Source organism: Lacibacterium aquatile (assembly GCF_042683105.1).
GTDB lineage: Bacteria > Pseudomonadota > Alphaproteobacteria > Elsterales > Elsteraceae > Lacibacterium > Lacibacterium aquatile.
Map to the genome: position 1 here is coordinate 188,244 of NZ_JBHUIP010000009.1, position 26,718 is coordinate 214,961.

Genomic DNA, 26,718 nt, shown 5'->3' on the forward strand with positions numbered 1-26,718 from the left:
TTGATATTCAGAACATACTTGCACAAAAGTATTGAATGCAGGATCTCGCCAATCTCAAAACACTGGTCGCCGCAGCGTCATCCGGCAGCTTTGCCAAAGCGGCCAAACGCCTGGGCATCTCTCCCGCCATGGTCGGGCGACGGATACAGGCACTGGAGGAGGAATATGGCGTCAAGCTGATCGAGCGGACGACCCGCAGTCAGCATCTGACCGAGGTAGGCGCGCAGTTTCTGGAGAAAGCCGCCCGGATCATCGACGAGTTGGAGGCGCTTGAAGATCTGTCCCGCCCCAATGCGGGAACAGTTTCCGGGCGAGTGCGCGTCACGGCCCCGATCACCCTGGGGATCAAGCATTTCTCGGCCATCTCGGCCCGGCTGACGGCAGAGCACCCCGCCCTTTCGATCGAGCTTTACCTCAGCGACCGCACGGTGGATCTGATCGCCGATGGCTATGATCTGGCGCTGCGCATCGGCAGCTTGAAGTCGTCATCCCTGATCGCACGCCGGGTCGGCAGCTATCGCTTCACCTGCTGCTGCGCGCCGTCGTATCTGGCGAGGATCCCCGCGCCGCGCCATCCCGAAGAACTGGGCAACCATCGTTGCATCCTCAACCTGAACCTCGTCCCCCGCGACCTCTGGCCGTTCGAAACTGAGCAGGGGGAGAAATTCACGGTGCAGGTTCAAGGCAATCTGGAGATCGACAATGGCGATGCCCTGCGGATGGCAGCCCTGGCCGGTGCGGGCATCATCTATACCCCCATCGACCTTGTGGCCGATGACTTGGCCGCCGGTCGCCTGATCGAGGTGCTGGCCGACTGGCGCAAGCTGGTATTGCCGGTCCATACCGTGCACCCATCGCGGCAATTCGTGCCAGCCAAGGTCACAGCCGTGGTCGAGGCCATCGCCAAAGGGCTCCAGGGAACCGCATCGGCAATTTGAGGTCCGGGGCGAAAGCCCCGGATCCTTAAACGATCGTGATGTCGGTATTGGTGATGGTATTAGCGCCGGACGAAATCGTACCGACCTGATAGCCCGCCCCTGCCCCAGCGCCATCCGAGTCGACATACAACTTGCCGCCATCAAGCACGAAGGCCACCGCACCACTGGTATTGATGCCGCTCAAGGCCGCATCGACCCAGAACAAGGCCGGTGTCGCGGTATAGAGCGCCGAGACGACGGCATTGCCCTCAAGGTTGATGAAGCGCGTGTTGTCGAGCGTACCCGTGGCATAGAAGCTGAAAGCGGCCTGGTTGAACTCGAGAACATCCGTGCCACTCGTGAAGGAGGTGATGACATCGGTGCCATCAGTTCCGAGGGTAAAGGAGAAGGTATCCGCCCCCGCCCCACCGTTCAGCGTATCGTTACCAGCTCCGCCCTGCAGGAAGTCAGCACCGTTGCCGCCAACCAGCGAATCCGTGCCGGCGCCGCCATAGAGCTTGTCGTCGCCGACACTGCCCGTCATCGAATCATTGCCGTTCCAGAGGTTGGAGTTGTTGATATAGATCGCCGTACCGGAAGCACTGGCATCGACATTCAAGTCGCCGCTATTCGCGGTGCCGACGCCGATGGTGATGTGGCTTTGATAGGTGTTGGTGACATTGGCCCCAAGAGTCAGCGAGCGCGAAATCCCGGTGCCAGAGGTGAAATAGAGCGCCTCGAAATTATCGATGGTCGAGGTGCTGAAATCGAAGGTTCCAGCCCCTGCGAGCTGGATCGTATCGAAGTCCGCACCGGGACCGCCGATCAGCGTGTCGCTGCCATCGGTATGGGCCGCGACCATCGTCACCGTGTCGCTACCATAGCCGCCGTCGAAGTAGTCTGACCCAAAGTCCACCATGCCCATGTCATCGCCGTCACCACCGTAGAGGCTATCGTCGCCGGAACCGCCACTCAGCGTGTCGTTGCCATATCCCCCGCTGATAAGGTCATGGCCAATGTCGCCATTCAGGACGTTGTCACCGACGTTGCCGATAATCGTATTGTTGTCGGAGTTGCCGGTGCCATTGATGTTGGCGGAACCGGAAAGGCTCAGGACTTCGACGCTTCCGCTCAGATTATAGGACGCCGACGCGATAACCGTATCCTTGCCTTCGGACGAAAATTCGACCACCACGTCCGAGGCGGAATCGACGATATAGGTATCATCGCCGACCGAGCCGGTCATGGTGTCATCACCCGCACCGCCATCAAGGCTATCGTTGCCCTGCATGCCTTCGATCACATCGTTGCCGCCGCCACCGACAATCGAATTGGCCCCCTCGTTACCCCAGAAGTGTTCGGCGTCGGAACTGCCGACGATCGTCAGATCCCCAGCACCACCTGCGAGGCTGAAATATTCGACATTCGAGCCAGCCGTAACCGTGTAGGAGATGAATAGCTGAAGGGTGTCGGTGCCCTCGCCGCTCAGCTCAACGACCACGTCGCCCAGGTCATCCACAACATAGATGTCGTTGCCGATACCGCCGCTCATGGTGTCAACGTCGGTGCCACCGTCCAGCGTATCGTGCCCAGCGCCACCGGTCAGCACGTCGTTCCCCGCCGCCCCTGACAGAAGATTATTACTGGCATTGCCAATGATCGTGTCGCTGTCGCCGTCACCGGTCCCAGCGATTGCGGTCCCGATCAGGCTGAGCACCTCGATATTGGCGCCGAGCGTGTAGCTGACGCTCGACTGCACCGTATCGAAGCCGGAGAGTTCAACGATCACGTCGGCCGAGCTATCGACGATATACATATCATCGCCTGAATCGCCGGACATCGTGTCGGCGCCCGTTCCACCGTCGAGAGTATCGTTCCCCCAGCCCCCGGCCAGCACGTCGTTGCCCCCAGCCCCGGAGAGGCTGTTGTTACCTGTATTGCCGTAGATCGTATCGGCAACACCTGTACCCGTGCCATTGATGTTGGAGGAGCCGAGCAGGCTTAGGACTTCGACATTCGCCGCAAGCGTGTAGGACACGGAAGACGAGATCGTATCCGTCCCTTCACCCGCCAATTCGACCACTAAGTCTATTATCGAATCCACGACGTAACGGTCGTTGCCCGTACCGCCGCTCATCGTGTCGATACCGCCACCGCCAGCGAGCGTATCGTTGCCCGCCCCGCCAACGAGCACATCGTTACCAGCATCGCCTTCGATGTTGTTGTTGCCGCTGTTGCCATGGATGGTTTCGGCATCGGTCGTGCCGATACCGTCGATATTGCCACCGCCCGTCAGGCTCAGAACCTCGATATAGCTGGCAGGTGCCAGGGTATAGGAGATCGACGCCTGGATGGCGTCGAAGCCTTCACCGGTAAATTCGGTGACGACATCGCCCGCGTCATCAACGACATAAAGATCATCGCCGAGGCTGCCGCTCATGGTGTCGGCACCCGTGCCACCGTCGAGGGTGTCGTTGCCCGCACCCGCGAAGAGGTAGTCGTTACCACCGTCGCCGGAGAGAACGTTATCTCCGCTATTGCCGTTGATCGTATTGGCGTCGGCATTGCCGGTGCCATTGATATTGCCGGAGCCGTTCAGGGTCAGCCATTCCAGATAGTCACTGAGCGTATAGGAGACCGATGTACCGACGGCATCATTGCCTTCGCCCGCCTGTTCGGTGATCACGTCCGTTGCACTATCGACGATGTAATAATCGTTGCCGGCACCGCCGGTCATGCTGTCGTCGCCCGTGCCGCCATCCAGCGTATCAGCGCCATCGCCGCCGGTTAGGTCGTCGTTGCCTGCCATGCCGGACAGAGCGTTATCGCCGATGTTGCCGATAATCGTGTCGGCAACACTGGTCCCTTTTCCGTGGGTGTTTGCAGAGCCTATGAGGCTCAGAACCTCGACATTGGCACCCAGGGTATAATCGTACAGCGATTGGACAGTATCCGTGCCCTCGCCCGCCAGTTCGATGACCAGGTCGGTCCCTGAGTCGACGATATAGAGGTCGTCACCGACGCCGCCGCTCATGGTGTCGTCATTGAGGCCGCCATCCAGCGTGTCATTCCCGACGCCGCCGACAAGCGTATCGCTACCGGCACCGCCTTCCAGCGAGTTATTGCCGCTATTGCCGTAGACAGCGTCGAAATTGCTGGTCCCGACACCATTGATATTGCTGCTGCCAGTAAGGCTCAGCACCTCGATGCTGCTGCCCGCCCCAAGGGTATAGGAGACCGAAGACTGGACGGTATCCGTGCCTTGGCCCGAGATCTCCGTAACCACATCGCCCGAGTCGTCAACGATGTAGACGTCATTGCCAAGGCCACCGCTCATGGTGTCGACACCGATGCCGCCGTCGAGCGTATCGTTACCATCATTGCCACGCAGGATATCGTCGCCAGCCGCGCCCTGGAGAGAATTGTTGCCGCTATTACCGGTGATCGTATTGGCACCGGCGCTGCCCTTGCCATTGAGATTGGCCGATCCCGTCAGGATCAGAACCTCGACATTGCCGCCGAGCGTGTAGTTGACCGAGGCCTCGACCGTATCAGTACCCGCAGCGCTGTTTTCCGTGACCCCGTCCGTCGCGCTGTCGACGATGAAGTAATCATCGCCAAGGCCGCCGTACATCGTGTCGTTGCCGGTACCGCCGTCGAGAGTGTCGTTGCCATCGCCACCGTCCAGAACGTCATCGCCACCGGCGCCGGATAGGGTATTCCAGCCGGTATTGCCGGTGATGGTATCGGCGTTCGCCGTACCGATGCCCTTGATATCGACGACGCCGGTGAGGCTCAGCACCTCAGTATTCGCCGCCATGGTGTAGTGAACTGCCGAGACGACGGTATCGATACCCTCGCCAACCGCTTCCACCACAAGGTCGCCTGCTACGTCGACATAATAGATGTCGTCGCCGATACCGCCGCTCATGGTGTCAGCACCATTGCCGCCGTCGAGGGTATCAAGGCCCACGCCGCCGGAGAGCAGGTCGTCGCCGTCCATGCCGGACAGGGCGTTATTGCCGCTATTGCCGATGATGGTGTTGTTGTCGCTGCTGCCGGTGCCGTAGAAATTTCCCGAACCAATCAGGCTCAGCACCTCGACATTGACGCCCATCGCGTGGGAGGTCGAGGCGATGACAGTATCGCTGCCTTCGTTATAGACCTCGTGCACCTGATCCGACGTGCTATCGACATAATAGTGATCGTTGCCGAGGCCGCCCCACAGGGTGTCGTCGCCCGCGCTGCCATCCAGTGTATCGTTACCATCCGCGCCGCTTAGCAGGTCATTGCCCGCCGCGCCGACAAGGCTGTTGTTGCCGCTGTTGCCATAGATCGTATCGGCGTCGCCATCGCCGGTTCCATCAATGTTACCCGAACCGGTCAGGCTCAGGACTTCCAGATTGGCGCCCAGGGTGAAACTGACCGAGGAATGCACCGTATCCGTGCCTTCGCTCGCCGCTTCGACAACCTGATCACCGACATTATCGACATGATAGACATCATCGCCGAGGCCACCGCTCATCGTATCGGCATCACCGCCGCCATCCAGCGTATCGTCGCCGTCACCGCCGCGGAGGATGTCGTTACCGGCAAGGCCCAACAGGCTATTCTTGCCGGTATTGCCGTAGATCGTATTGGCTTCGCCATTACCGATGGCGTCGAGATTGCTGGAGCCGGTAAGGCTCAGGACTTCGATGTAAGAAGTACCGCCCAGCGTGAAACTTGCCGAGGAAATGACGGTATCCGTGCCTTCGCCCGTCAATTCGAAGACCTGATCGAAGGAATGGTTGACATGATATTCGTCGTCGCCGGTGCCACCGCTCAAGGCATCGGCGCCGTCACCGCCATCGAGTGTGTCATTGCCTGCACCGCCAAACAGCGCATCGCTGCCGTCGCCGCCTGAAAGCACGTTATTCCCGCTATTGCCGAAGATCGTTTCGGACCCGACATCGCCGGTGCCGTTGATATTGCCCGAACCCGACAGGCTCAAGACCTCGACATTATTGGAGATGGTATAGGAGATCGCGGCGATGACAGTGTCGGTGCCCTCCCCGGGGGATTCGGAAACGGCATCCGCAAGACTATCGACGATATAAACGTCATTGCCGAGCCCGCCATACATGACGTCGGTCCCCGTACCGCCGTCTAACGTGTCATCCCCGTCATTGCCCCAGAGCACATCATTCCCGGCTCCGCCCGAAAGCTGGTCGTTGCCGTCGCCGCCTTTGAGCGTATCGGCGGCAGCGCCGGTCTTGATCGTGTCGTTGCCCTTGAAGTTCGCGCCATCAAGGCTGAACGTCGAAGACCAATCGGTCATGTCCGATGAGTCGAAATATAAGGTGTTCGTCGTCGCAGCGTCGGCCTTGATGGTCATCACGCTGCCGTTGAAGTTATTCCCGGTCGTGATGTTGTAGTTGCCAAGCGACAGGTTCAGCGACAGAACCTCGATATCCTGCGCAACGCCGGTCGAGAAATCATAGGTGCCGGCCGCCGCAAGATCAATCGTATCGGCGCCGGCGCCGCCGAGGAACGTATCCTGGGTCGCTTCGGCAACACTATTGATCGCGAACAGGTCGTGGCCGTCGCCACCTTCCATATAGTCGCGCTCGGTGCCGCCCGACAGCGTGTCATTGCCGCTCGAGGCACTCATGAAGTCGATCCCGGCACCGCCCAGCAGCAACGCAGCTCCAGCGCCCGCCGACTTCAGCGTGTCCATGCCCGCGCCGCCTTCGAGCGTCAGATTACCGCCCCCGATATCGCCGATGGTCAGCGAATCATTGCCGCTGCCGCCGGTGATTGCGAGGTTCTCGCCATAATGCAGGACTGTCGTGTCTTTAACCGTCAAGGCACCGGTCATGGCGCTGCCGTTAATGGTCAGGGCACCCGCACCGACATAATAGCCTGTCGTCACCTCGATCGGGCCGCTGATGGCGCCCAACTCGATGTTGGCCGCACCTGTGAAATTTAGGATGATCTCCTCAACCGAATTGAAGAGATTGGTGCTTAGCGCCGCTGTCGGACCATAGTCGATCCGTAGTGCATCGGTCCCGGCCCCGCCATAGACGAAATCGTCTCCGCTGGTCACATGGTCGAAATAGATGAAGGTATCATTGCCCCCGGCGCCGGAGCCGGTATCGACACCATTGCGCAGCACGATGACATCGTCGCCAGCCTCGCCATAGAGTCTGTCGTTGCCGTTTCCACCTTCGAGAAGATCGCCGTCGGCGCCGCCATAGATCGTATCGTCGCCGTCATCACCAGAAAGGGTATCGAAGCCCGCGTCGCCGCTCAGAAGGTCGCCGCCGGCGCCGCCGCTCAGGGTGTCGTCGCCAGTGCCGCCGGAAAGCGTATCATTGCCGTCGCTGCCCAACAGCACGTCGGCGCCATTGCCACCGGTCAGAATATCGTCGCCCGTGCCGCCATCGAGCGTATCGTTGTCGTCGCCGCCATCGATGGTGTCGTTGCCGGTTCCGCCATAGACCTGATCGTTACCGGCGCCACCGAACAACTGATCGATGCCCGCATCGCCATGGATCTGATCGTTGCCATCCATGCCGAACAGCAGATCGTTGCCATCGCCGCCTGAAATGCTGTCGTAACCATTGCCGCCGTCCAGCGTGTCGTTACCGGCACCGCCGACCAGCGTGTCGTCATTGCCAAGATAGGTGCCGTCGACGTGGATATTACCCGCACGGCCATTGCCATTCAGGTTGAGCGTACCGCCGGCGCCGCTGAAGGTGGCATTCGCCATCAGCGACACCTGACCGGCCCCACCCCACAGGGTGAGGTTCACGGCGCTGGTCGCCTTCAGCGAGACCTGCTCGACATTGTCGACGGTAACGGCGGAGAAATTATAGTTCCCCGACCCTTCCATCTCGAAGCTGTCGGTGCCGCCGCCGCCGTTATAGACCTCGCCGCTCTGCACATGGCTTCCGGCCTGGAAGGAGATGGTGTCGTTCCCCGCTTCACCGGAAACCGTATCCTTCCCGGTACCCGCGTCGATCCAGTCGTTACCGCCGCCGCCTTCAAGCACGTCATTGCCCAGACGGCCATACAGCACGTCGTTGCCGAGGCTACCGCGCAACGTATCATGCCCGTCGGTGCCGGAGATCGTGTCATTGCCGTTGAAGCCGCTTAAGACATCGATGCCATAGCCGCTGGTTATGCCGCTGGCGCTGATACCGACATTGACATCAGTGGTGGCGCCATAGTCGACAGCGCCGCTGCTATTGGCCAGCGATCCGCCATTGGCAATCGATCCGGCGCGAACCGTGATGACACCAGTATCGGCCCCCTGCGCGAGATTGGAGGTCAGACTGACCTGTACCGAGATCTGGCCGGAGGTCGCCGTGACGATGGCCACATCGTCGATCCCTTGAGCATCAATGCTGAAGAAATCGAACTGGGCGGCATCATTGACGCTGTTGGAGTCGGTATCGATGGTGTTGGTCGCGAGATTCAGCACCAGCCGGTCGGTCCCCGCCCCGCCCGTCACAGCAACCGTCGCCCCGTCGAGAGCATCCAGGACGATGGTGTCATTGCCATTGCCGCCGTCGGCGACAAACAGGCTGGAGTTCTTGGCTGCACCGATGAGCAGATCGGCCCCGGCGCCGCCGGACAGGCTCTGCATGCCATAGGTCGGATGAAGCTGACCGATCAGCGTGTCCGCGCCGCTGCCGCCCGTGACCGCAAGATTGCCTGCGGAGATCGACGCATCGACAAAGACCTTCTGCGTGCTCGTCAGGCTGCTGGCATCGACGGAGCCGCCGCCATTGTTCAGATTGATGCGCAGATCGCCCGTCGTGCCGTCGACATTGGCATCCGAACCGCTGACCCAGGCGCCCTTCACGGTCACCGCATTTGTGCCGTTGCCGTTAAGGTCGATCACATCGACCGACGACAGGGTCAGTTTTGAGGTATTGCCGAAATTTGCATCAGCGATGACCGACAGGGTATCGACCCCGGCGCCACCACTCAACGTCGTACCCGATCCTGCTAGAAGATTAGTGAGGCTGTAGGTACTGAAGAGATCGTTGCCGGTCCCACCTTTATAGATACCGCCGGTCGCGCTGCTGACGCTCAGGGTATCATTCCCTGCGCCGCCATCAAGCGTATCGACACCGCCATTGCTGTACAGCACGTCACTACCCGACCCGCCGGTGAAGCGGTCCGCGAACTGAGTGCCGTTGAAGAGGATCGCCCCCGTCATGGCGCCGGCAAAGATATCGAAACCGCTGCCCGCGCTCGACCCCGTGATCGTAACCGCAGTATTGGAGCCGATCAGGCTGATCTGCCCGAGCTCATCGTCGGAAAGCCCTTCGCCGAGGAAAGCCGAATTGGCACCTGTAACATCGACATAAAGCTTTTCGACCTCGGTCACCGAGGCGTTGATAGTGACATTTGAGGCCGAGACCACACCGATGGTCGCCATGTCGGTACCGGCGCCACCCTTGATGACGAGGTTGGAGGTCGAGGCGACAGCGGCTTGAATGACGTCGTCACCCGCACCACCGTCGAGCTGATCGCCGCCCCGGACGCCAACCAGCGTATCATTGCCCCCCATGCCGCGCAGAATGTCATTGCCGACTGTGCCGATGATCAGCTCGTCACGGTCGGTCCCGGTCACGTTCGAACCATTCAGCGTCGCCGAACCCGGCTCAGGCTCAGGCTCAGGCTCGGGCTCAGGCTCGGGTGCAGGCTGAACGGTCGGCGGCGTTACGGAGGGTTCATTGATCGTCGAATTCTTGTTTTCGACCAACGGCTCCGTCGACTGACCGGTCGGGATCAGAACACCGCTATCCTCGTTCGGCGTGATCTCCGGCAGATCGATCTGCTTGTTCAAGAGATCAGCGAGCTTGGTGTCGATCTCGGTAACGACGACCTTCTCGGTGCCGCCCTGTAGCGTTGTCTGTTGTTCCGGAGTCTCGGTCGACGCAACGGCACGGACGACGGTGGCACGATCAGCAGCCTGAGCGGCTGCCACCTGCTGCAGCGCCTGAACCACTTCCGCCCCGACGATGTCATCGACGAACGCCAGAACCTGGGACAAGACATCAGCAAGCGCACTGGCGCCCGGCAGACTGCCCATGGGCTGCGGCGCGGTTGGCGCGCTATTGTAGCTGGAAATCTGCAAGCCGGTATTGGCTTCGGTGATGAACTGGGTCCCGGCGGCGTTCGAGACCACAATGGCGGCAGGACGCCCAACCGGATCAGGCAATAGCGAGAGAACAAGACCGTTTTCGGTATCGAGTGAACCCGCGACCTTGGTACCACGGACGCCGATGGTGCCAACGGGCGTGCGTATTGTCATGGCGTCTGTAGAGGACGGGGCAATCTCACCCGTCACCATCACAAAAGCGCCCCGCAACATCGACATCCCAAGCGAGCCGACTTTCGATTGCGGATCATAGATCATCTCGTCCATGCGCATCTGGCCATTTTCGCCCAGCGCAAACGTCGTATTGTCGACGAAAACGATACCGACCTTCCCGCCTTTGGCGGTTTCGACCATATCGCCTTGATAAACTGGCGTGCCTTTGCCTGCTTCTACAACGGTCCCATCAATACGGGTGATTCTCCCGGCGCCAGATACTGTATCGACCCGACCGATGGATTGCGCCCCTGATGCCTGAGCAACCAAGGAATCCGGGAGAAGCGAACCATCCATAGCTAATACCACTTCTGTGGAAAGACAAATCTAGATCAAATTCGATCTTATAGATTTTTAAGCGTAATACCACACCTCGGATGATCATCCAGGTTGCCACACCACTGAAGCGACCTAATTCACATTGATGGTTACGGCTTTGGCTCGATTTTTCAGAAGCTTAAATAGAACATTCAGAGTCTCAGAAACATGTGATTTCCTTAAAGAAGTCTTTCTATGCTCTTCATTGATCCCACGTATCGCTCTAGAAGCTTTTTCAACCAAACGTCGAAGATATTTATATCCTTCCAATGCGCTTTTACAGCGCCTTCAAGAACGGGACCAATTCCATCCCAATGCAGGATGAAAGGTCGAGGTCGCGCCGTCCGAAACAGCCTGCTTAAAGAGCACGGGGTAGCCTGGGCTAAGCACGAGATCCGAAGGGAAACGCGCCTCTCATTCTCCTGATGATCGGCGGGTGTGACAGCATGTAGGATGGCGCAGCACAGATCAGGGAATTCGGCAAATTGATTATCTCCGCCCCCACGGACTACCGCGAAGCCGCCCGCAAGAAGCTGCCCCCTTTTCTGTTCCATTATGCCGATGGCGGCGCCAATGCCGAGGAAACCCTGCGCAGGAACGTCTCCGACCTTGCCGCGATTGCTCTGAAGCAGCGGGTGCTGCGCAATGTGTCCGATCTGTCGACCGAGACCGAGCTGTTTGGCCGCAAGCTCTCCTTGCCCGTGGTCCTGGCGCCGGTCGGGCTGACAGGGATGTATGCCCGGCGAGGCGAGGTGCAGGCGGCCCGCGCCGCCGACAAGAAGGGCATCCCCTTCACGCTCTCTACCGTCTCCGTCTGCCCGATCGAGGAAGTGCAGAAGCAATCCACCGCCCCGATCTGGTTCCAGCTCTATGTCCTGAAAGATCGCGGCTTCATGAAGCATGCCCTAGAGCGGGCGCAGGCGGCCGGGATCGACACCCTCGTTTTCACTGTCGATATGCCCGTTCCCGGTTCCCGCTATCGCGATGCCCACTCCGGCATGTCGGGGAAGTCCGGCCCGCTTCGGCGGATGATGCAGGCGATGCTGCATCCAAGCTGGGCCTTTGACGTGGGTCTGTTCGGCCGCCCGCACGATCTGGGTAATGTGTCTGCCTATCTGGGCAAGCCCACCGGCCTTGCGGACTATATCGGCTGGCTCGGCGCCAATTTCGACCCTTCCATCGGATGGAAAGACCTGGAGTGGATCCGCGAGTTCTGGCGCGGTCCGATGATCATCAAAGGCATCCTCGACCCCGATGATGCACGAGATGCCGTGCGTTTTGGTGCCGACGGCATCGTCGTCTCCAACCATGGCGGGCGCCAGCTTGACGGGGTGCTGTCGACAACCAAGGCCCTGCCCGCCATCGCCGATGCGGTGAAGGGCGAGCTGAAGATCCTGGTCGACGGCGGCATCAGATCCGGCCTCGACGTCGTGCGGATGCTGGCGCTGGGTGCCGACGCCACCCTGTTGGGCCGCGCCTTCGTCTACGCCCTCGCCACCGGCGGCGAAGAGGCGGTGCTCAATCTGCTGACGATCTTCGAAAAAGAGATGCGCGTGGCCATGACCCTGACCGGCGCCAAAAACATCTCCGAAATCGGGCGCGACTGCTTAGCAAATTCATGAACCCGAATCAGCAGTCGTTAGCCACTCAGAGCAATCGGAGAACCTAGGTTCTAATTTTAGAATTTCTTATAAATTCAATAACTTGAGAAGTTGACTTTATAATAACAACCTCAATTTCCCCAATTTAAGACTGCCTAAATCTCGATCCCGCGACTCCACATCAATGTTTCCAGACACAATCCATTTATCCCCCCCATCCTTCACGATCAGGGGAGATTGAGAGGATAATTCCGCCTCTCCATAATGCCTTCGAATCAGCGCCTCAGATAAAGCAACGGCAATAGCTTCATCCACCAGATCAAACCCAGAGGCGCGCAGCATTTTTATTGAGATCTTCTCATCATTGCCCACCGCAGCGTTCCCCATAAAACAAAATCGATCTCTGTATGCCGTCGGATTTCGGCCTTTCGAACGAACAAGGACCGTCGCCGCAAACAAGCGGAACTTATTCGTCCGGCACGAGGTAAATGAGCATACGGAGCTAGCGGGGGACGGCAATATTAACCGGTCGCCTGCCGGTCAGCAAAGTCCCGCGTCTAACCTGACGCGACAGGGAGGCATAAACAAAAACTCCCGACTTTTCAGCCGGGAGTTTTTGTTTAACTTTGAACCATAACTCTTTGCGATTGCTCGCTCAAAGAGTGGCGACCCCAGCGGGGCTCGAACCCGCGTTACCAACGTGAAAGGCTGGTGTCCTAACCACTAGACGATGGGGTCGTCGTTGGCGTGGCGGGGTTTTAGTCGATCCGCCGACACCCCGTCAAGCACTATTCACGATAAAATCGCAACATCATCGATAACGAGCTGAACGCCCTCCCGTCCCTGCCAGTTATCCAGGCGCAAATGCCCCGCCAGATGGAAGAATCGACCGGCGTGGGTGAGCATCGCCTGACCCATTTCCGTTTCGGCACAGCGGAAGGCAATCGCCTTCAGACGCCCACCCGATGGCCCCGTCAGAATGACGCGCACATGATGTTCGCCAACCAGATCGGCTTTCGCGATCCGGGCCGGAGAGATCACGAAACGTGGCTCCGAATTACCGGCGCCGAACGGCCCCAGGCGCGCCACGGTCTGAACCAGCTCCGGCGTCGCTCCCAGGACGTCCAGGGCGCCATCCATGCCCATGGTGGGCACCAGCCGCCCCTCGCCCGCTCCATCACGTATGCGGGCCGCCAGGAAGGCCCGTAGCTCCTCCATGCGCCCTGCCTCGCCGGTGAAGCCAGCCGCCATGGCATGGCCCCCGCCATTCATCAGCAGCCCCGCCTGGCGCGCGGCAATCACGATATCGCCCAGCGCGATCCCGGGCATGGAGCGGCCGGAGCCCTTACCGACACCATTTTCGATGGCCACGACGCAGGCAGGCCGATTGTAGCGTTCCTTAAGGCGGGCGGCGACGATACCGATCACCCCCGCATGCCAGCCTTCACCCGCCGCGAACACCAGATGATCGCAGGCGGCGCCTCCAGCCTCCACCTGGGCAATGGCCTCTTCCAGCACCAGGGCCTCAATGGCACGGCGTTCATCGTTGAAGGCATGGAGCTGCCCGGCAAGCTGTCCGGCCTCTCCAGGGTCGTCGCAGGCCAGCAGACGGCTGCCCATGCCAGCCTCACCCACCCGCCCGCCCGCATTGACGCGCGGACCGAGGATATAGCCGAGGTGGAAGGCATCGGGCGTCTCCTTGACGCCTGCGATATCGGACAGCGCCACCAGCCCCGCATTGCGGCGCTGGCGCAGCACGGTGAGGCCCTGGGCCACCAAAGCGCGGTTGACGCCCGTCAGGGCCACCACATCGCAGACAGTGCCCAGGGCGACGATATCGAGCCATTGCAGCAGGTTCGGCTCCGCCCGGCCCTGTGCCGCGAACCAGCCCTGCTGGCGCAGCGCCCGGTTCGTCGCCACCGCCAGCAGGAACGCGACGCCCACCGCCGCCAGATTGCGATGCGGCGTTTCCTCGTCGAACCGGTTGGGATTGACCACGGCGACCGCAGGCGGCAGGCGCGGTTCGCCCACATGATGGTCGCAGACGACGATGTCGAGGCCCGCATCGGCCGCAGCCTGCAAAGGCTCATGGGCCGTCGCCCCGCAATCGACGGTGATGACCAGACCGACCCCTTCGGACTTCAGGCGCAGCAGCGCCGCCGCATTCGGGCCGTAGCCTTCCTTCATGCGGTCAGGAATATAGATCCGGGGTGGTACGCCCAGCGCCGTGAAGAAGCGATTGAGCAGCGCGGAGGAGGTTGCGCCGTCGACGTCATAATCACCGAAGATGCCGATCTTCTCGCCATTCGTAACGGCGAGGGCAAGGCGCGCGGCGGCCTTATCCATATCCTTGAAGCTGGATGGATCGGGCAGTGAATTCTTGAGTGTGGGGGAAAGGAAGCTGTCCGCCTCCTCAATCCCGATGCCCCGGGCGGCCAGCAGACGGCCGATCACCTCGGGCAGGCCTAAGCGCTGGGAGAGGGTCAGGGCGAGGCGTTCATCCCCGCCCCGCCCATACCAGCGTCGACCGGACAGCGACCGCTCCACCCCAAGATAAGCCTCTGAATCGGGGTTCTCGAGCGGAACGGTCGTCTTGGTCATTTAGCGGTCGAAAGGCTTACGGATGGTGTTGTGATGGGCTTCGACGTAACGGACGGTGCCGGAGGTCGAGCGCATGATGAGCGAATGGGTGGTCGCGCCACCGGCATACTTGCGGATGCCCTTCAGCATCGCACCATCGGTGACACCCGTGGCCGCGAACATGACATCGCCCTTGGCCAGATCCATCATCGAATATTTGCGGCTGAAATCGGTGATGCCCATGCGGGACGCGCGCGACTTTTCATCGTCGTTGCGGAACAGCAGGCGCCCCTGCATCTGACCGCCGATGCAGCGCAGAGCGGCCGCAGCCAGCACGCCTTCCGGCGCTCCGCCAGAGCCGATATAAAGATCGACACCCGAATTGGGCTGGGCGGTCGCGATGACGCCCGACACGTCGCCGTCGGAGATCAGCATGATGCGGGCGCCGGCGGCGCGCACCTTGGCGATCAGATCGGAATGGCGCGGACGGTCGAGAATGCAGACGACCAGATCGCCAATTTCGACCTTCTTGGCCTGGGCCAGGTTCTTGAGGTTTTCGGCCGGGCTGGCATCGATATCGATCAGATCGTCCGGCAGACCGCCGCCCACCGCGATCTTGTCCATATAGACGTCGGGCGCATTCAGGAAGCCGCCGCTTTCGGCCATCGCAATAACGGCAAGCGCGTTCTGGCCGCCCTTGGCCGTGATGGTGGTGCCTTCGAGCGGATCGAGGGCGATGTCGATCTTAGGGCCAAGGCCGGTGCCGACCTTTTCGCCGATGTAGAGCATCGGGGCTTCGTCGCGCTCGCCTTCACCGATGACGACGGTGCCTTCGATGGCGAGGTCATTGAGGGCGCGACGCATCGCGTCGACGGCTGCCTGATCGGCGGCCTTCTCATCGCCACGACCCATCAGGCGCGATGCGGAAAGGGCAGCAGCCTCGGTCACGCGAACCGCCTCAAGGGCGAGGTTACGATCCATGCTCGGCATTTATATCGTTTCTCCAGGTTCCCCGGCTCACACGGCCGAGAAAGAGGTTACAGACGTTCTATAATGCGGATGATGCGCGGAGGTTCAGTGACAGCCTCCAGCGCCGTTATCCGGTCGAGGGCGCGGACCATCGCCGCTTCCTCGGTTTCGTGTGTAGTTATCACCACCGGCACTACTTCGCCAGGGTCACGTCCACGCTGGATCATGGCTTCCATGGAAACCTTCTCGTCCCTAAGGGCAGCGGCCACATCGGCAATGACGCCGGGGCGGTCCACAACCATCAAACGCACGTAGTAGGCGCCACGGTGTTTCGCCATCGGAGCGGCAGGCAGCGCCTTCATGGCGGCAGGAGGCACCGCAAAAGCGGGCACATTATGGCCGCGTGCAAGGTCGATCAGATCGGACACCACGGCCGAAGCCGTCGGACCGGCACCGGCACCGCGCCCCTGCAGGAAGCTCGTCCCCACCGCATCGCCTTCGGCGACCACGGCGTTGAAGACGCCTTCCACATGGGCAATCGGCGTGTCGAGCGGCACCATGCAGGGATGCACGCGCTGCTCCAGGCCATTCGGGGTCAGACCCGCAATGCCCAGCAGTTTGATGCGATAGCCAAGCTCGGTCGCATAGGAAATATCGAGCGCCGAGATATGGCGGATGCCCTCCACATGCACGGCATCGAAGTTGGTCGGGCTGCCGAAAGCGACCGACGCCAGGATGCTCAGCTTATGGGCCGCATCGATGCCATCGACGTCGAAGGTCGGGTCGGCTTCGGCATAGCCCAGGCGCTGGGCTTCGGCCAACACATCGACAAATTCGCGCTTCTCCTGACGCATCTTGGTCAGGATGAAGTTGCAGGTGCCGTTCAGGATGCCGAAGACACGCTGGAACTGGTTACCCGCCAGCCCTTCGCGCAGGGCCTTGATGATCGGAATGCCACCGGCAACCGCCGCTTCGAACGCCAAGGCCACACCGTTGTCATGGGCCAGTTGGCCCAGACGCGCGCCATGGAGCGCCAGCATCGCCTTGTTGGCGGTGACGACCGGACGGCCCGCCTTCAGGGCAAACTCGACCGCTTCGACCGTCTGGCCTTCGCTGCCGCCGACAACTTCGACCAACACGTCGTAGTCGTTGCGCTTGGCAAGAGCCAGAGCCCCCTCTTCCCAGGCCATGCCGGAAAGATCGACGCCGCGATCCTTATTTTTGGACCGGGCGGCGACTGCCACAACTTCGATCGGTCTTCCGGCCCGCGCAGCGATCAGATCGCGGTTACGGGCCAGAAGATCGACGACACCCGCGCCGACCGTGCCAAGACCGGCGACGGCGACGCGCAAAGCTTTACCAGATGACACGGGGGACACTAGCTCTCGGACTGGAGGTTATTGGGCTGCGTTGGGCATGGGCGAGACGTAGTCGGGGTCCGTAAGATTGCTCTTGGACAGGAACGCCTTGATGTTGCGCGCGGCCTGACGGATGCGGTGCTGGTTTTCGACCAGCGCCAGACGCACATGGGTGTCGCCATATTCGCCAAAGCCGATGCCGGGCGCGACGGCGACGTCGGCTTCCAGCAGCAGGCGTTTGGAGAATTCTAGGCTGCCCAGGTGACGGAACTTTTCCGGGATCGGCGCCCAAGCGAACATCGATGCCTTGGGGCTGGGGATATCCCAACCGGCGGCGGCGAGGCTGGAGATCAGCACGTCGCGACGCTCTTTATACATCTTGCGCATCTCGGCCACACAATCCTGCGGACCGTTCAGGGCAGCCGTCGCGGCGATCTGGATCGGGGTGAAAGCACCATAATCAAGATAGGATTTGATCCGGGTCAGTGCGCCGATCAGTTCCTTATTGCCGACCGCATAGCCCATGCGCCAGCCGGGCATGGAATAGGTCTTCGACAGGCTGCCGAATTCGACGGCGATATCGCGCGCACCCGGCACCTCAAGGATCGAGGGCGGCGGCACATCGTCGAAATAGAGCTCGGAATAGGCGACGTCCGACAGGATCCAGATCTTGTGCTTGCGGCAGAAATCCACCACCCGCTCATAGAAGGCCAGATCGCAGACTTCAGCGGTCGGGTTCGACGGATAGTTCACGATCAGGGCCGTGGGCGGCGGCACGGAGTGCTTGGTCGCACGCTCAAGGGCGGTGAAGAAATCCATCCCATCATGCATCGGCAGATGGCGGATTGAAGCACCAGCCAACACAAAGCCGAAAGCATGGATCGGATAAGACGGATTTGGCACCAGGATGGTGTCGCCGGGGCTGGTGATGGCGTTTGCGAGGTTCGCAAGGCCTTCCTTGGAGCCCAGGGTGGCGATCACTTCGGTTTCCGGGTCGAGATCGACACCGAAACGGCGATCATAATAACCGGCAATCGCCTTGCGCAGACCGGGGATACCCTTGGAATTCGAATAGCGATGGGTCTTGGGATCCTGCACCGCTTCGACCAGCTTCGCCACGATATGCGGCGGCGTCGGGGTGTCCGGGTTACCCATGCCGAAGTCGATGATGTCTTTCCCACTAGCTCGGGCGGCGGCTTTCAACTTGTTCACTTCCGCGAAGACATAAGGCGGCAAACGCCGGATGCGGTGGAACTCGGTCGACATGGCACTTCCTAAGCAAATGGGACGCAGACAAAAAGACGTATACGGCGGGGGCGTCCGCCCCGCGCACGCCGTGGGGGGCTAGAGTCTTATCAGGCTCAATATTCCAGGTAAATCTCCACCCGGCGATTGGCAGCCTCGCCTGCAGGGCTTGCCTCGTCGAAAGTCGCCTCGGCATCCGAGACGGCTTCGGCGATCATCGCGTCGTTGGAAACGCCCAGGCCGCGCAGCAGACGCGTCACCGCATCGGCCCGCGAGGCCGAAACCGCGAGATTGCTCGTCTCGCGCTTCACCGGATCGAGCGTCCCCGCCCGGCGGCTGGCATGGCCAACGATCCGGATCATACCCCCACGATCCAGATGGATCCGCGCCACGTCCCGCAGAACAGTGCGGCCAGCGGTATCGATATTGGCCGAGCCATCGGCGAAATAGAGCGTCGCCACGCGAGAAGAAACTCCGGCAGCAGCCGGTTCAACACCCCCGCCGAGCGTAACTCCACCATCGGTCGACGCCACAGCGGCAGTCGCTGTCGCCGGACGCTGATAAGCATCGGCCAGCATCGCATTGAGACGGTCGTCAATCGACTGGCCGCTGGGAGCAGCCGAAGCGGAAACAGGTGTTCCCAGAGGCTGAGAAACGATGGGCGCGCTGCTGAGACCCGGCTGGCCTTGCGGTACGCCCATATCGGTCGGTGCCGGAGGCGGTGCGCTGGGGTCGGCCTGACGCGGTGCGCCGGAAGACGGGGTCAGCGGTGACTGGCTGGACGGCACCACACGGGAAACCGGTGCTGAGCCTGCGGGCGCGGGAGTCGGCGGGAAACCCGGCTGCACCGTGACACCTTCCGGACCGACTGTTGCCAGCGGCGTTGCGGGGACAGGCACCTGCGGATTGCGCCGGATGACTTCCTCGGTATAGCGGGCATTGCTCCGGTCGCCAGACAGGCTTTGAGCTGTCGCCTGACGACCGGCACTATCCTGGCGGAACGTCGGACGTGCCGGGACACTATTGACCGAGGGGGTCGGCTGCTGATCGGAAACCTTGGCGCCCGCAGACGGGCTATCGCTGTCGGAACAGGCCGCCAGACCCAAAGCCAGCGCCGTCGCAATCACCGCCGCACGACCGTTGACACCCCGCATACCACTCCCACTCCTTAAATCAAGTCCGGTACAAACGCGTAACGGGTTCGCACCCTTGGCCGTCCCGTGTTATCGCTTCTATATAACCCGGTGCCAATGCTGGACATAGCAAGGTCAATCGCGCTGCAAAAGGCAAGCGATTCCAGACGAGCGACGTAGAGAAGAAGCGGACATGGACAAAAAAACCGAAAACCCCGCCTCCAGCCTGCCCGATCCGGTCGAATGGAGCCGCACCATGGCCGAGATCGCGGAACGCAGCCAGAAACTGGTCGGCGACTTCCTGGTTCGCCAGAAAGACAGCCCCGCCCTGCAGGATCCCGCCCTGCCGCTCAGCCTGTCCGGCGCTTTCATCGAGATCGCAACCCGCATGATGGCCGACCCTGCCCGCATGATGCAGGCGCAGTTCGACCTCTGGCAGGGCTATATGAGTCTATGGCAGAGCGCGACCCGCCGCCTGATGGGCGAAACCGACGAACAGCCCCTCGTACAGCCCGCCAAGGACGACAAGCGTTTCAAGGACGCCGCCTGGAGCGAGAATGTCCTGTTCGACTATATCAAGCAGTCCTATCTGCTGACCGCCCGCTGGATCCAGGCCAACGTCCGTGCGACCGAAGGCCTGGACGCCAAGACCGCCCGCAAGGTCGATTTCTATACGCGCCAGTTCGTCGATGCGATGGCGCCGTCGAACTTCCTGATGACCAATCCGGAAGTGCTGAAAGCCACCCTGGAAAGCGGCGGCGACAATCTGCTGAACGGCCTCCAGAACCTGATCGAGGATCTGGAGAAGGGCGACGGCAAGCTGCAGATCTCCATGACCGACGAGAAAGCCTTCGAGGTCGGCCGCGATATCGCCGTCACGCCAGGCGAAGTGGTGTTCGAGAATGCGCTGATCCAGCTCATCCAATACACCCCGACGACCGACAAAGTTCACAAGATCCCGCTGCTGATCATTCCGCCCTGGATCAACAAGTTCTATATTCTTGATCTAAAAGAGAAAAATAGCTTTGTTAAATGGGCCGTCGGCCAGGGCTTCACCGTCTTCATGATCTCCTGGGTGAACCCGGACGAGCAGTTGGCCGCCAAGAGCTTTGAAGACTATATGCTCGAAGGCACGCTCGCGGCCCTCGACGCCGTGAAGGCGCAGACCGGCGAGGCCAAGGCAAATGTTATCGGCTATTGCCTGGGCGGAACCCTGCTGGCCTCCACCCTCTCCTATCTGGCCGTGAAGAAGAAAGCGCCTGTTAATTCAGCGACTTATTTCACGACGATGGTGGATTTCGCGGAAAGCGGCGAACTATCGGTCTTCATCGACGAGGAGCAGCTCAACGCCCTTGAAGAGAAGATGACGCGCACCGGTTATCTCGAAGGGCGCGAGATGGCGACCACCTTCAATATGCTGCGCGCCAACGACCTGATCTGGTCCTTCGTGGTGAACAATTATCTGCTGGGCAAGGACCCCTTCCCCTTCGATCTGCTCTATTGGAACGCTGACAGCACCCGCATGCCCGCGGCCATGCACAGCTTCTATCTGCGCAAGATGTATCAGGAAAACCTGCTCTGTAAGGTGGGCGGGATCGAGCTTGATGGCGTTTCCATCGATCTGCGCAAGATCAAGGTGCCGAGCATGATCATTTCGACCCGCGAAGATCATATCGCGCCCTGGAAAAGCACCTATGCCGCGACCCAGCTTTACGGCGGGGAGACCAAGTTCGTACTGGCCGGTTCAGGTCATATCGCGGGCATCGTCAATCCGCCGACGGCCGTTAAATACGCCCATTGGACCAACGAGAAGAACCCGGCAACGCCCGATGAATGGCTGGCGGGCGCGGCTCAGCACGAGGGCTCCTGGTGGCCCACCTGGTCGGCCTGGCTGAAGGAGCGCGCCGGTCCCCTGGTCGCAGCGCGCGATCCCAAGAAGGGGCCACTGCCGTCGATCGAACCGGCACCGGGACGCTATGTGAAGGTGCGGAGTTAGCTCTCCAATTGCCCGAACACAAACTGTCATCCCGGACTTGATCCGGGATCTTGTGTGGCCGAACTCTGCCCAACTTTTCGACGTGGCCTGTCTACACGAGATCCCGGATCAAGTCCGGGATGACAGGCTCGTTTTAGAACTGCCTATGTTTTTCCAATGGCAATCCATGCTTGCGAACGTATTCGTTCAAGCTTCGCAGAGCATCGGCATTGTCTTTTTGCCACTGCCCCTCGGGAGTTTGCTGCTTTTCTAATTTGATCTGTTTCTGAGACTCTTTCATCACACCTCCGTCCTAACTTGCCATAGCTCCGGGAAGAAAGGGCGATCCACGGCGCGGCGCAGATATTCGACACCTGCCGTGCCGCCGGTGCCGCGCTTGAAACCGATGACGCGTTGCACGGTCTTCATGTGGCGGAAGCGCCAGACCTGGAAGCTATCCTCCAGATCGACCAGCTCCTCGGCCAATTCGTAAAGATCCCAATGGCTTTTGGAGTTCTTATAGACCTCCGCCCAGGCAGCCAGCACACTCTCGTCAGCGTCATAATGCTGGGTCACATCGCGATTCAGCACAGTCTGCGAGATCGACAGACCGCGACGGGCGAGCAGCCGGATCGCTTCGTCATAGAGGCTCGGCGCCTCCAGAAGATCGGTCAGCAGCTTATGCAGATCCGGCCGATGTTCATGGGGCTTCAGCATCGCCCGGTCCTTGCTCCCCAGCAGGAATTCCATGCTGCGATACTGGTAGGACTGAAACCCCGACGACATGCCCAGCTTGTCGCGGAAAGAGGAATAATCGGCGGGCGTCATGGTCGCCAGCACGTCCCAGGACTGGATCATCTGCCCCTGGATGCGCGACACGCGCGCCAGCATCTTGAAGGCGGGTTGCAACTCGTCGCGCCGGATCGCCGCCACCGCTGCCGTCAGCTCATGGATCGCGAGCTTCATCCATAATTCGGATGCCTGATGGATGACGAGAAACAGCATCTCGTCATGGGCATCCGACAGAGGATTTTGGCAGCTTAAGAGCTTGTCCAGATTGAGATAATCGCCATAGCTCATCGACTTTGCGAAGTCGAGATGGGCGCCGTGATCAGGGTCCTTGCTCATGGGCTTATCGCTCAAAGGGGCATCCTCCCAAATGCTTTAGGCTTAAAGTATCAGGCTACAGATTACCCGTCATCCCGTGGCTTGACCACGGGATCTCCTCCGGGACGTTTCCGCAGGTGTTTTGGTAGAATTGGACGGGCTCCCGGAGGAGACCCCGGGATCAAGTCCCGGGGTGACGAATCGAGAGAGCCTTTAAATGTTAAAGACTCAACACCCAGCGATGGACGGCGCCATCCTCGGGGTCGATGACCATGCCTTCGTTCTCGAACCCTAAGCCCCGCAGCAGTCGGGCGGAAGGGCCTTCGTCGTCCATGGTATGGGCAATCACCCGGCGGGCTTCTTCCGAAGCAGCCGCCGTGGCGACCAGAGCGCCCGCCATAGCCGTGGCCACCCCCTGCCCTTCGTAACCGGCAAAGGTGAAGTAAGCGATCTCGACTTCCGCCTCTTCGTCCGGCTCGCTCTTGAAGCTGCAGACGCCGACGATGGCGTGATCGTCGCCGCGCTGCCCAAGATAGCTGACCCAGGGCGCCCGGACGGTCCGGGTCCCCATGAAGCGGATGGTGGCCGCAGCAACCTGCGCCACGGTCTCACCCACTTCATCCGAATTGCTGCAGAACTGCTCCAGCGTCTGCTCGGGATCTTCCATCAGCAGCTGGAGCAGCCCCAGATCCAGGGGAATCAGGTCGATTTCGGGATAGTCTTGGCTCACGTGGCTTCCTCGAAGGCCTTACCCGCCGCGCTGCGTTTGGCAGCATCGGCACGGATATCGGCAATGGTGGCGCGGGTGGTGATCTGTTCTGGATCGATCATCAGTTCCAGCACCGTCAGCGTCTTGCGCTTGGCAGCGGCGGTAAAGGCACGCTTGAAGTCTTCGGTCGTCTCGACCTTCTCCGCATCTGCGCCATAGGCCTTGGCCAGGGCAACGAAGTCAGGATTGTGCAGATCCGTCGCGCTGACACGGCCCGGGAAGCGACGCTCCTGATGCATGCGGATGGTGCCATACATGCCGTTGTTGAAGATCAGCACGATGGGACCAAGGCCCTGCTGCATCGAGGTCGCGAGTTCCTGACCGTTCATCAGGAACCCACCGTCGCCCACGAAGGAAACGACGGTGCTCTCAGGCCGGGCGAACTTGGCCGAAATCGCCGCCGGAACTGAATAGCCCATGGCGCCATTGGTCGGCCCAAGCTGACGGCCGGGACGGCGGAAATTGAAGAACCGCTGCGGCCAGCCGGAGAAATTCCCGGCGTCGATGGTGATGACGTGATCGTCCGGCAGCGTCGAATTGAGGAAATCCATGGCCGCGATCAGGTCGAGCTTGTGACCCGTCGCCTTGGCGGCTCGGCCAGCATCAAAGGCGGCGCGGCAGGACTTGCGCCATTCGGCCCAGCGCGGATTGCCGATCGGCTCCAGGTTCTTGAGCCCCTCTGCCGCCTGCACAACGCCGGACTGGATACCCAGCGTCGGGCGATAGACGCGGCCGATTTCCTCGGCACTCACATGGATATGGATCAGCGTGCGACCCGGTTCCGGAATACCGACGACGCCATAGGACTGGCTGGTGATTTCACCGACACGCGCGCCGACCACCAGCAGCAGATCGGCCTCTTTCACCTTGGCGACCAGCGTCGGGCTGGCCCCGGTGCCAAGATCGCCGCAGAAGATCGGCAGGCGGTTATCGACCACATCCTGACGCCGGAAGGAGCAGCAGACCGGCAGGTCGTTCTCGGTCGCGAAAGCGGCGATGTTCGCGCCTGCCTCGTCGGTCCAGCCCGATCCGCCCACCAGCACCATCGGCCGTTCGGCCTTGGCCAGCAGCTTCATGACCTCATCCAGATCATCAGCGCCGGGATGAGCGACGGTCGGGCGATAGGCAGCCTGCACGACGGCGGGATTGGCAACGACATCGCGCAGCATGTCTTCCGGTAGAGCCAGCGCCACCGGGCCAGGACGGCCGGAGGTTGCCACATGGAACGCGTGCGACATCAATTCGGGGATACGGTCGGCGATATCGATCTGCGCCGTCCATTTGGTGATCTCGCTATAGAAGCGGCGGTAGTCCACTTCCTGAAAGGCTTCGCGTTCCAGCTGCTGGCGCGACACCTGACCGATCAGCACGATCATCGGGGTCGAATCCTGGAAGGCGGTATGGATGCCGATGGAGGCGTTGCTCGCCCCAGGGCCGCGCGTCACGAACAGCGCGGCAGGCTTGCCGGTCAACTTGCCATAGGCTTCGGCCATGAATGCCGCGCCGCCTTCCTGACGGCAGGTGACGACCTTGATCGAGGGGGCATCCAGCAGGGCGTCGAGGACTTCGAGGTAACTTTCGCCCGCCACCGCATAAGCCATCTGGACCCCATGGGCCACGAGAGCATCGACGATCAGTTGGCCACCAGTGCGTTTCATCGCGCTTTTTTCCTCCCTAAGAGACCTCGGATGGCTAGCATCCGCCGTGCATTTGCTCAAGCCAGAAGCGTGGTCGCCACGATGATCACCTGGAGCGAGCAGAAGCAGATGACGGCGAACAGCCCGTTCCAGCGATGGCCGATCACCCGGCTATTCTCGGCAAACTGGGTGCCCAGGATCAGCGTCGTCGCCGAGAAGGGACTGGAAAGCCCAAACATATTCCAGCTGCCGACCAGGGTGACCAGCAGGGCCAGCGGCGGCACGGGAATCGGATGCATCTGCGACACCGCCGACCCCAGCAAGGTTACGGCCACCACCGGATTAAAGCCGACCTGCGCCACCGCCACGATGACGACCGACATCGCCATCAGCAGCACGGCGGGTGGCAGCCCCCAGACCTCCATGATATGGGCGATGGCAGCGGGCGGGATCAACGCGCCGATGGCCCCGCCCATGATCCCGGCACAGGTGAGCGAGATGACCTCGAACCTGCTTTTCGGCATCCGTTCGGCGCAGTGATGGGCAAGCTGAACCACGGTGCGGGTGACCGCCGATTTGGGATCGCGCTGCAATCCCTGGCGCAGCAGCCAGAAGGTCGAAAACAGTGGCGTCGCCACCATGACCGCCGTGCCCAGCGGCCAGTTCAGCCCCTGCTTCAGCACGACAACCAGCGCCAGGATTACCGCGACCAGCCCCACCATCGGGACAAGCGTACCCCGCGCGGTCAGATGGGTTTCCGAGACCTGAGCGCGGAAACGGGTGCGCTTGGAATAGCGGATGCGGTCCATCACCCAGCCCAAGGTCATATAGCCAATGGCCATGCCCAGGCCGAGCGGCAGATACTGGTTCCAGTTGACGCCCGGCACGATATCCAGGGCAACGGCGATGGTCAGTGAGGTCGGCGCCCAGAGCGTGACGGGGGCAAAGCCGCGCAGCATCGCCGTCACCATGCGCCGTGTGCGGATCTGCACGACCTCCGCATCACCGCCCGCCGCTTCCAGCGTATTGGACTGCTTCACCATCGCGCCCAGAAGCTGGAGCGTCCCAAGGTTCAGCACCACCCCGAAGAGATGCGCGCCGCCCGTCAGCGCGGCATAGCGCCTGCCCGGCCCCTGGTGGATGAGGTAGCTGCCGCAGTCCCGCACCAGCTGGCTGGCCGCCGCTGGAGCTTGCAAAAAGCCGAGCGCCAGGATCAGCGAGGCATAGCCGGTCCCCTTGGTCAGCGCCTCGATCAGCACCGGCCCCGCCTGGGCATGCAGGCTGACCGTCGCCAGCACCGCTGCCAGCGCCCCGATCATCAAGGGCGCCTCGCGCTTGGTGATGCTGGGCAGTATCAGGCCGATATAGGCGACGAAGCAGAAGGCTCCAAAATAGGCGAACAGCCGGAAATCAAAGGCCGCCGCCGCGATATGCAAGATCGCCAGAGCCGACAGCAGCGCCACCGTCAGCCGGTCGATGCGCTGCTCCAATGTCGGCCGGGGCGGCAATCCCGGCGGCGGCGGTGAGGCGATATCGCTCATAAACCATCAATGCCCTCGGGGGAGAGGAAGGTCAAATGGCGCTTCGGAATGCCAGGAGTGAAACGCTCGTTGCGCGCACTCCGCCGTCGCCTCTTTCGTCATCCCGCACTTGATGCGGGATCCCTCTCAGGCTGCTCCGCTTCGGATAGACCCCGCATCAAGTGCGGGATGACGGGTTCTTCTTTGAGCAGACAA

The 26,718-nt window shown here is 61.1% G+C and carries 15 protein-coding genes and 1 tRNA gene; 3 read left to right on the forward strand and 13 right to left on the reverse strand.

Annotated features, from left to right (window positions below; all coding sequences use genetic code 11):
- Nucleotides 1-35: 35 nt before the first annotated feature.
- Nucleotides 36-938, forward strand: coding sequence for a LysR family transcriptional regulator (locus tag ACFSM5_RS09895; protein ID WP_379876177.1), 903 nt, complete (start codon nt 36-38; stop codon nt 936-938).
- A gap of 25 nt (nt 939-963) precedes the next feature.
- Here ACFSM5_RS09895 and ACFSM5_RS09900 read toward each other — a convergent pair whose 3' ends face one another.
- Complete coding sequence (locus tag ACFSM5_RS09900) at nt 964-10,431, reverse strand: FecR domain-containing protein (protein ID WP_379876178.1); 9,468 nt, start codon at nt 10,429-10,431, stop codon at nt 964-966.
- A gap of 662 nt (nt 10,432-11,093) precedes the next feature.
- Here ACFSM5_RS09900 and lldD point away from each other — a divergent pair.
- Nucleotides 11,094-12,230 (forward strand): FMN-dependent L-lactate dehydrogenase LldD, encoded by a 1,137-nt coding sequence (gene lldD / locus ACFSM5_RS09905; RefSeq protein ID WP_379876179.1) that lies wholly within the window; start codon nt 11,094-11,096, stop codon nt 12,228-12,230.
- Nucleotides 12,231-12,326: 96 nt separating this feature from the next.
- Here lldD and ACFSM5_RS09910 read toward each other — a convergent pair whose 3' ends face one another.
- The 7 genes from ACFSM5_RS09910 to ACFSM5_RS09940 form a co-directional block, all read right to left on the reverse strand.
- The gene (locus tag ACFSM5_RS09910) at nt 12,327-12,581 is read right to left on the reverse strand and encodes an NTF2 fold immunity protein (protein WP_379876180.1); all 255 of its coding nucleotides are present in this window, start codon (nt 12,579-12,581) and stop codon (nt 12,327-12,329) included.
- Between the two features lie 291 nt (nt 12,582-12,872).
- A tRNA-Glu gene (locus tag ACFSM5_RS09915) sits at nt 12,873-12,947 on the reverse strand.
- 54 nt (nt 12,948-13,001) lie between these two features.
- On the reverse strand, nt 13,002-14,810 hold the full coding sequence (recJ, locus tag ACFSM5_RS09920; RefSeq protein ID WP_379876181.1) for a single-stranded-DNA-specific exonuclease RecJ: 1,809 nt from the start codon (nt 14,808-14,810) through the stop codon (nt 13,002-13,004).
- Nucleotides 14,811-15,770: a class II fructose-bisphosphatase gene (glpX, locus tag ACFSM5_RS09925; protein ID WP_379876265.1), complete on the reverse strand. Its 960-nt coding sequence runs from the start codon at nt 15,768-15,770 to the stop codon at nt 14,811-14,813.
- A gap of 56 nt (nt 15,771-15,826) precedes the next feature.
- The gene (locus ACFSM5_RS09930; protein ID WP_379876182.1) at nt 15,827-17,128 is read right to left on the reverse strand and encodes a homoserine dehydrogenase; all 1,302 of its coding nucleotides are present in this window, start codon (nt 17,126-17,128) and stop codon (nt 15,827-15,829) included.
- 27 nt (nt 17,129-17,155) lie between these two features.
- A complete protein-coding gene (locus ACFSM5_RS09935; RefSeq protein WP_379876183.1) occupies nt 17,156-18,382 on the reverse strand; it encodes an LL-diaminopimelate aminotransferase in 1,227 nt (408 codons plus the stop codon).
- A 95-nt stretch (nt 18,383-18,477) separates the two neighbouring features.
- Nucleotides 18,478-19,515, reverse strand: coding sequence for an OmpA family protein (locus tag ACFSM5_RS09940; protein WP_379876185.1), 1,038 nt, complete (start codon nt 19,513-19,515; stop codon nt 18,478-18,480).
- Between the two features lie 172 nt (nt 19,516-19,687).
- Here ACFSM5_RS09940 and ACFSM5_RS09945 point away from each other — a divergent pair, with 172 nt between their 5' ends.
- Nucleotides 19,688-21,490 (forward strand): PHA/PHB synthase family protein, encoded by a 1,803-nt coding sequence (locus tag ACFSM5_RS09945; RefSeq protein ID WP_379876186.1) that lies wholly within the window; start codon nt 19,688-19,690, stop codon nt 21,488-21,490.
- A 133-nt stretch (nt 21,491-21,623) separates the two neighbouring features.
- Here ACFSM5_RS09945 and ACFSM5_RS09950 read toward each other — a convergent pair whose 3' ends face one another.
- The 5 genes from ACFSM5_RS09950 to ACFSM5_RS09970 all read right to left on the reverse strand — a co-directional run bounded on the left by ACFSM5_RS09950 (nt 21,624) and on the right by ACFSM5_RS09970 (nt 26,523).
- Nucleotides 21,624-21,770, reverse strand: coding sequence for a type II toxin-antitoxin system CcdA family antitoxin (locus ACFSM5_RS09950; RefSeq protein WP_379876187.1), 147 nt, complete (start codon nt 21,768-21,770; stop codon nt 21,624-21,626).
- Nucleotides 21,770-22,597 (reverse strand): tryptophan 2,3-dioxygenase, encoded by an 828-nt coding sequence (gene kynA, locus ACFSM5_RS09955; RefSeq protein WP_379876188.1) that lies wholly within the window; start codon nt 22,595-22,597, stop codon nt 21,770-21,772. The genes ACFSM5_RS09950 and kynA overlap by 1 nt, the downstream gene beginning before the upstream one ends.
- Nucleotides 22,598-22,796: 199 nt before the next feature.
- Nucleotides 22,797-23,306, reverse strand: a complete 510-nt coding sequence (locus ACFSM5_RS09960; RefSeq protein ID WP_379876189.1) for a GNAT family N-acetyltransferase — start codon at nt 23,304-23,306, stop codon at nt 22,797-22,799.
- A complete protein-coding gene (locus ACFSM5_RS09965) occupies nt 23,303-25,003 on the reverse strand; it encodes a thiamine pyrophosphate-binding protein (RefSeq protein WP_379876190.1) in 1,701 nt (566 codons plus the stop codon). The genes ACFSM5_RS09960 and ACFSM5_RS09965 overlap by 4 nt, the downstream gene beginning before the upstream one ends.
- 56 nt (nt 25,004-25,059) lie before the next feature.
- The gene (locus ACFSM5_RS09970) at nt 25,060-26,523 is read right to left on the reverse strand and encodes a hypothetical protein (protein ID WP_379876191.1); all 1,464 of its coding nucleotides are present in this window, start codon (nt 26,521-26,523) and stop codon (nt 25,060-25,062) included.
- Nucleotides 26,524-26,718: the final 195 nt, after the last annotated feature.

Coding starts and splice junctions, on each gene's coding strand:
- ACFSM5_RS09895 (WP_379876177.1), top strand. CDS start 36: ATGCAGGATCTCGCCAATCTCAAAACACTGGTCGCCGCAGCGTCATCC.
- ACFSM5_RS09900 (WP_379876178.1), bottom strand. CDS start 10,431: ATGGTCGAAACCGCCAAAGGCGGGAAGGTCGGTATCGTTTTCGTCGAC.
- recJ (WP_379876181.1), bottom strand. CDS start 14,810: ATGACCAAGACGACCGTTCCGCTCGAGAACCCCGATTCAGAGGCTTAT.
- glpX (WP_379876265.1), bottom strand. CDS start 15,770: ATGGATCGTAACCTCGCCCTTGAGGCGGTTCGCGTGACCGAGGCTGCT.
- ACFSM5_RS09935 (WP_379876183.1), bottom strand. CDS start 18,382: ATGTCGACCGAGTTCCACCGCATCCGGCGTTTGCCGCCTTATGTCTTC.
- ACFSM5_RS09940 (WP_379876185.1), bottom strand. CDS start 19,515: ATGCGGGGTGTCAACGGTCGTGCGGCGGTGATTGCGACGGCGCTGGCT.
- ACFSM5_RS09945 (WP_379876186.1), top strand. CDS start 19,688: ATGGACAAAAAAACCGAAAACCCCGCCTCCAGCCTGCCCGATCCGGTC.
- ACFSM5_RS09950 (WP_379876187.1), bottom strand. CDS start 21,770: ATGAAAGAGTCTCAGAAACAGATCAAATTAGAAAAGCAGCAAACTCCC.
- kynA (WP_379876188.1), bottom strand. CDS start 22,597: ATGAGCAAGGACCCTGATCACGGCGCCCATCTCGACTTCGCAAAGTCG.
- ACFSM5_RS09965 (WP_379876190.1), bottom strand. CDS start 25,003: ATGAAACGCACTGGTGGCCAACTGATCGTCGATGCTCTCGTGGCCCAT.
- ACFSM5_RS09970 (WP_379876191.1), bottom strand. CDS start 26,523: ATGAGCGATATCGCCTCACCGCCGCCGCCGGGATTGCCGCCCCGGCCG.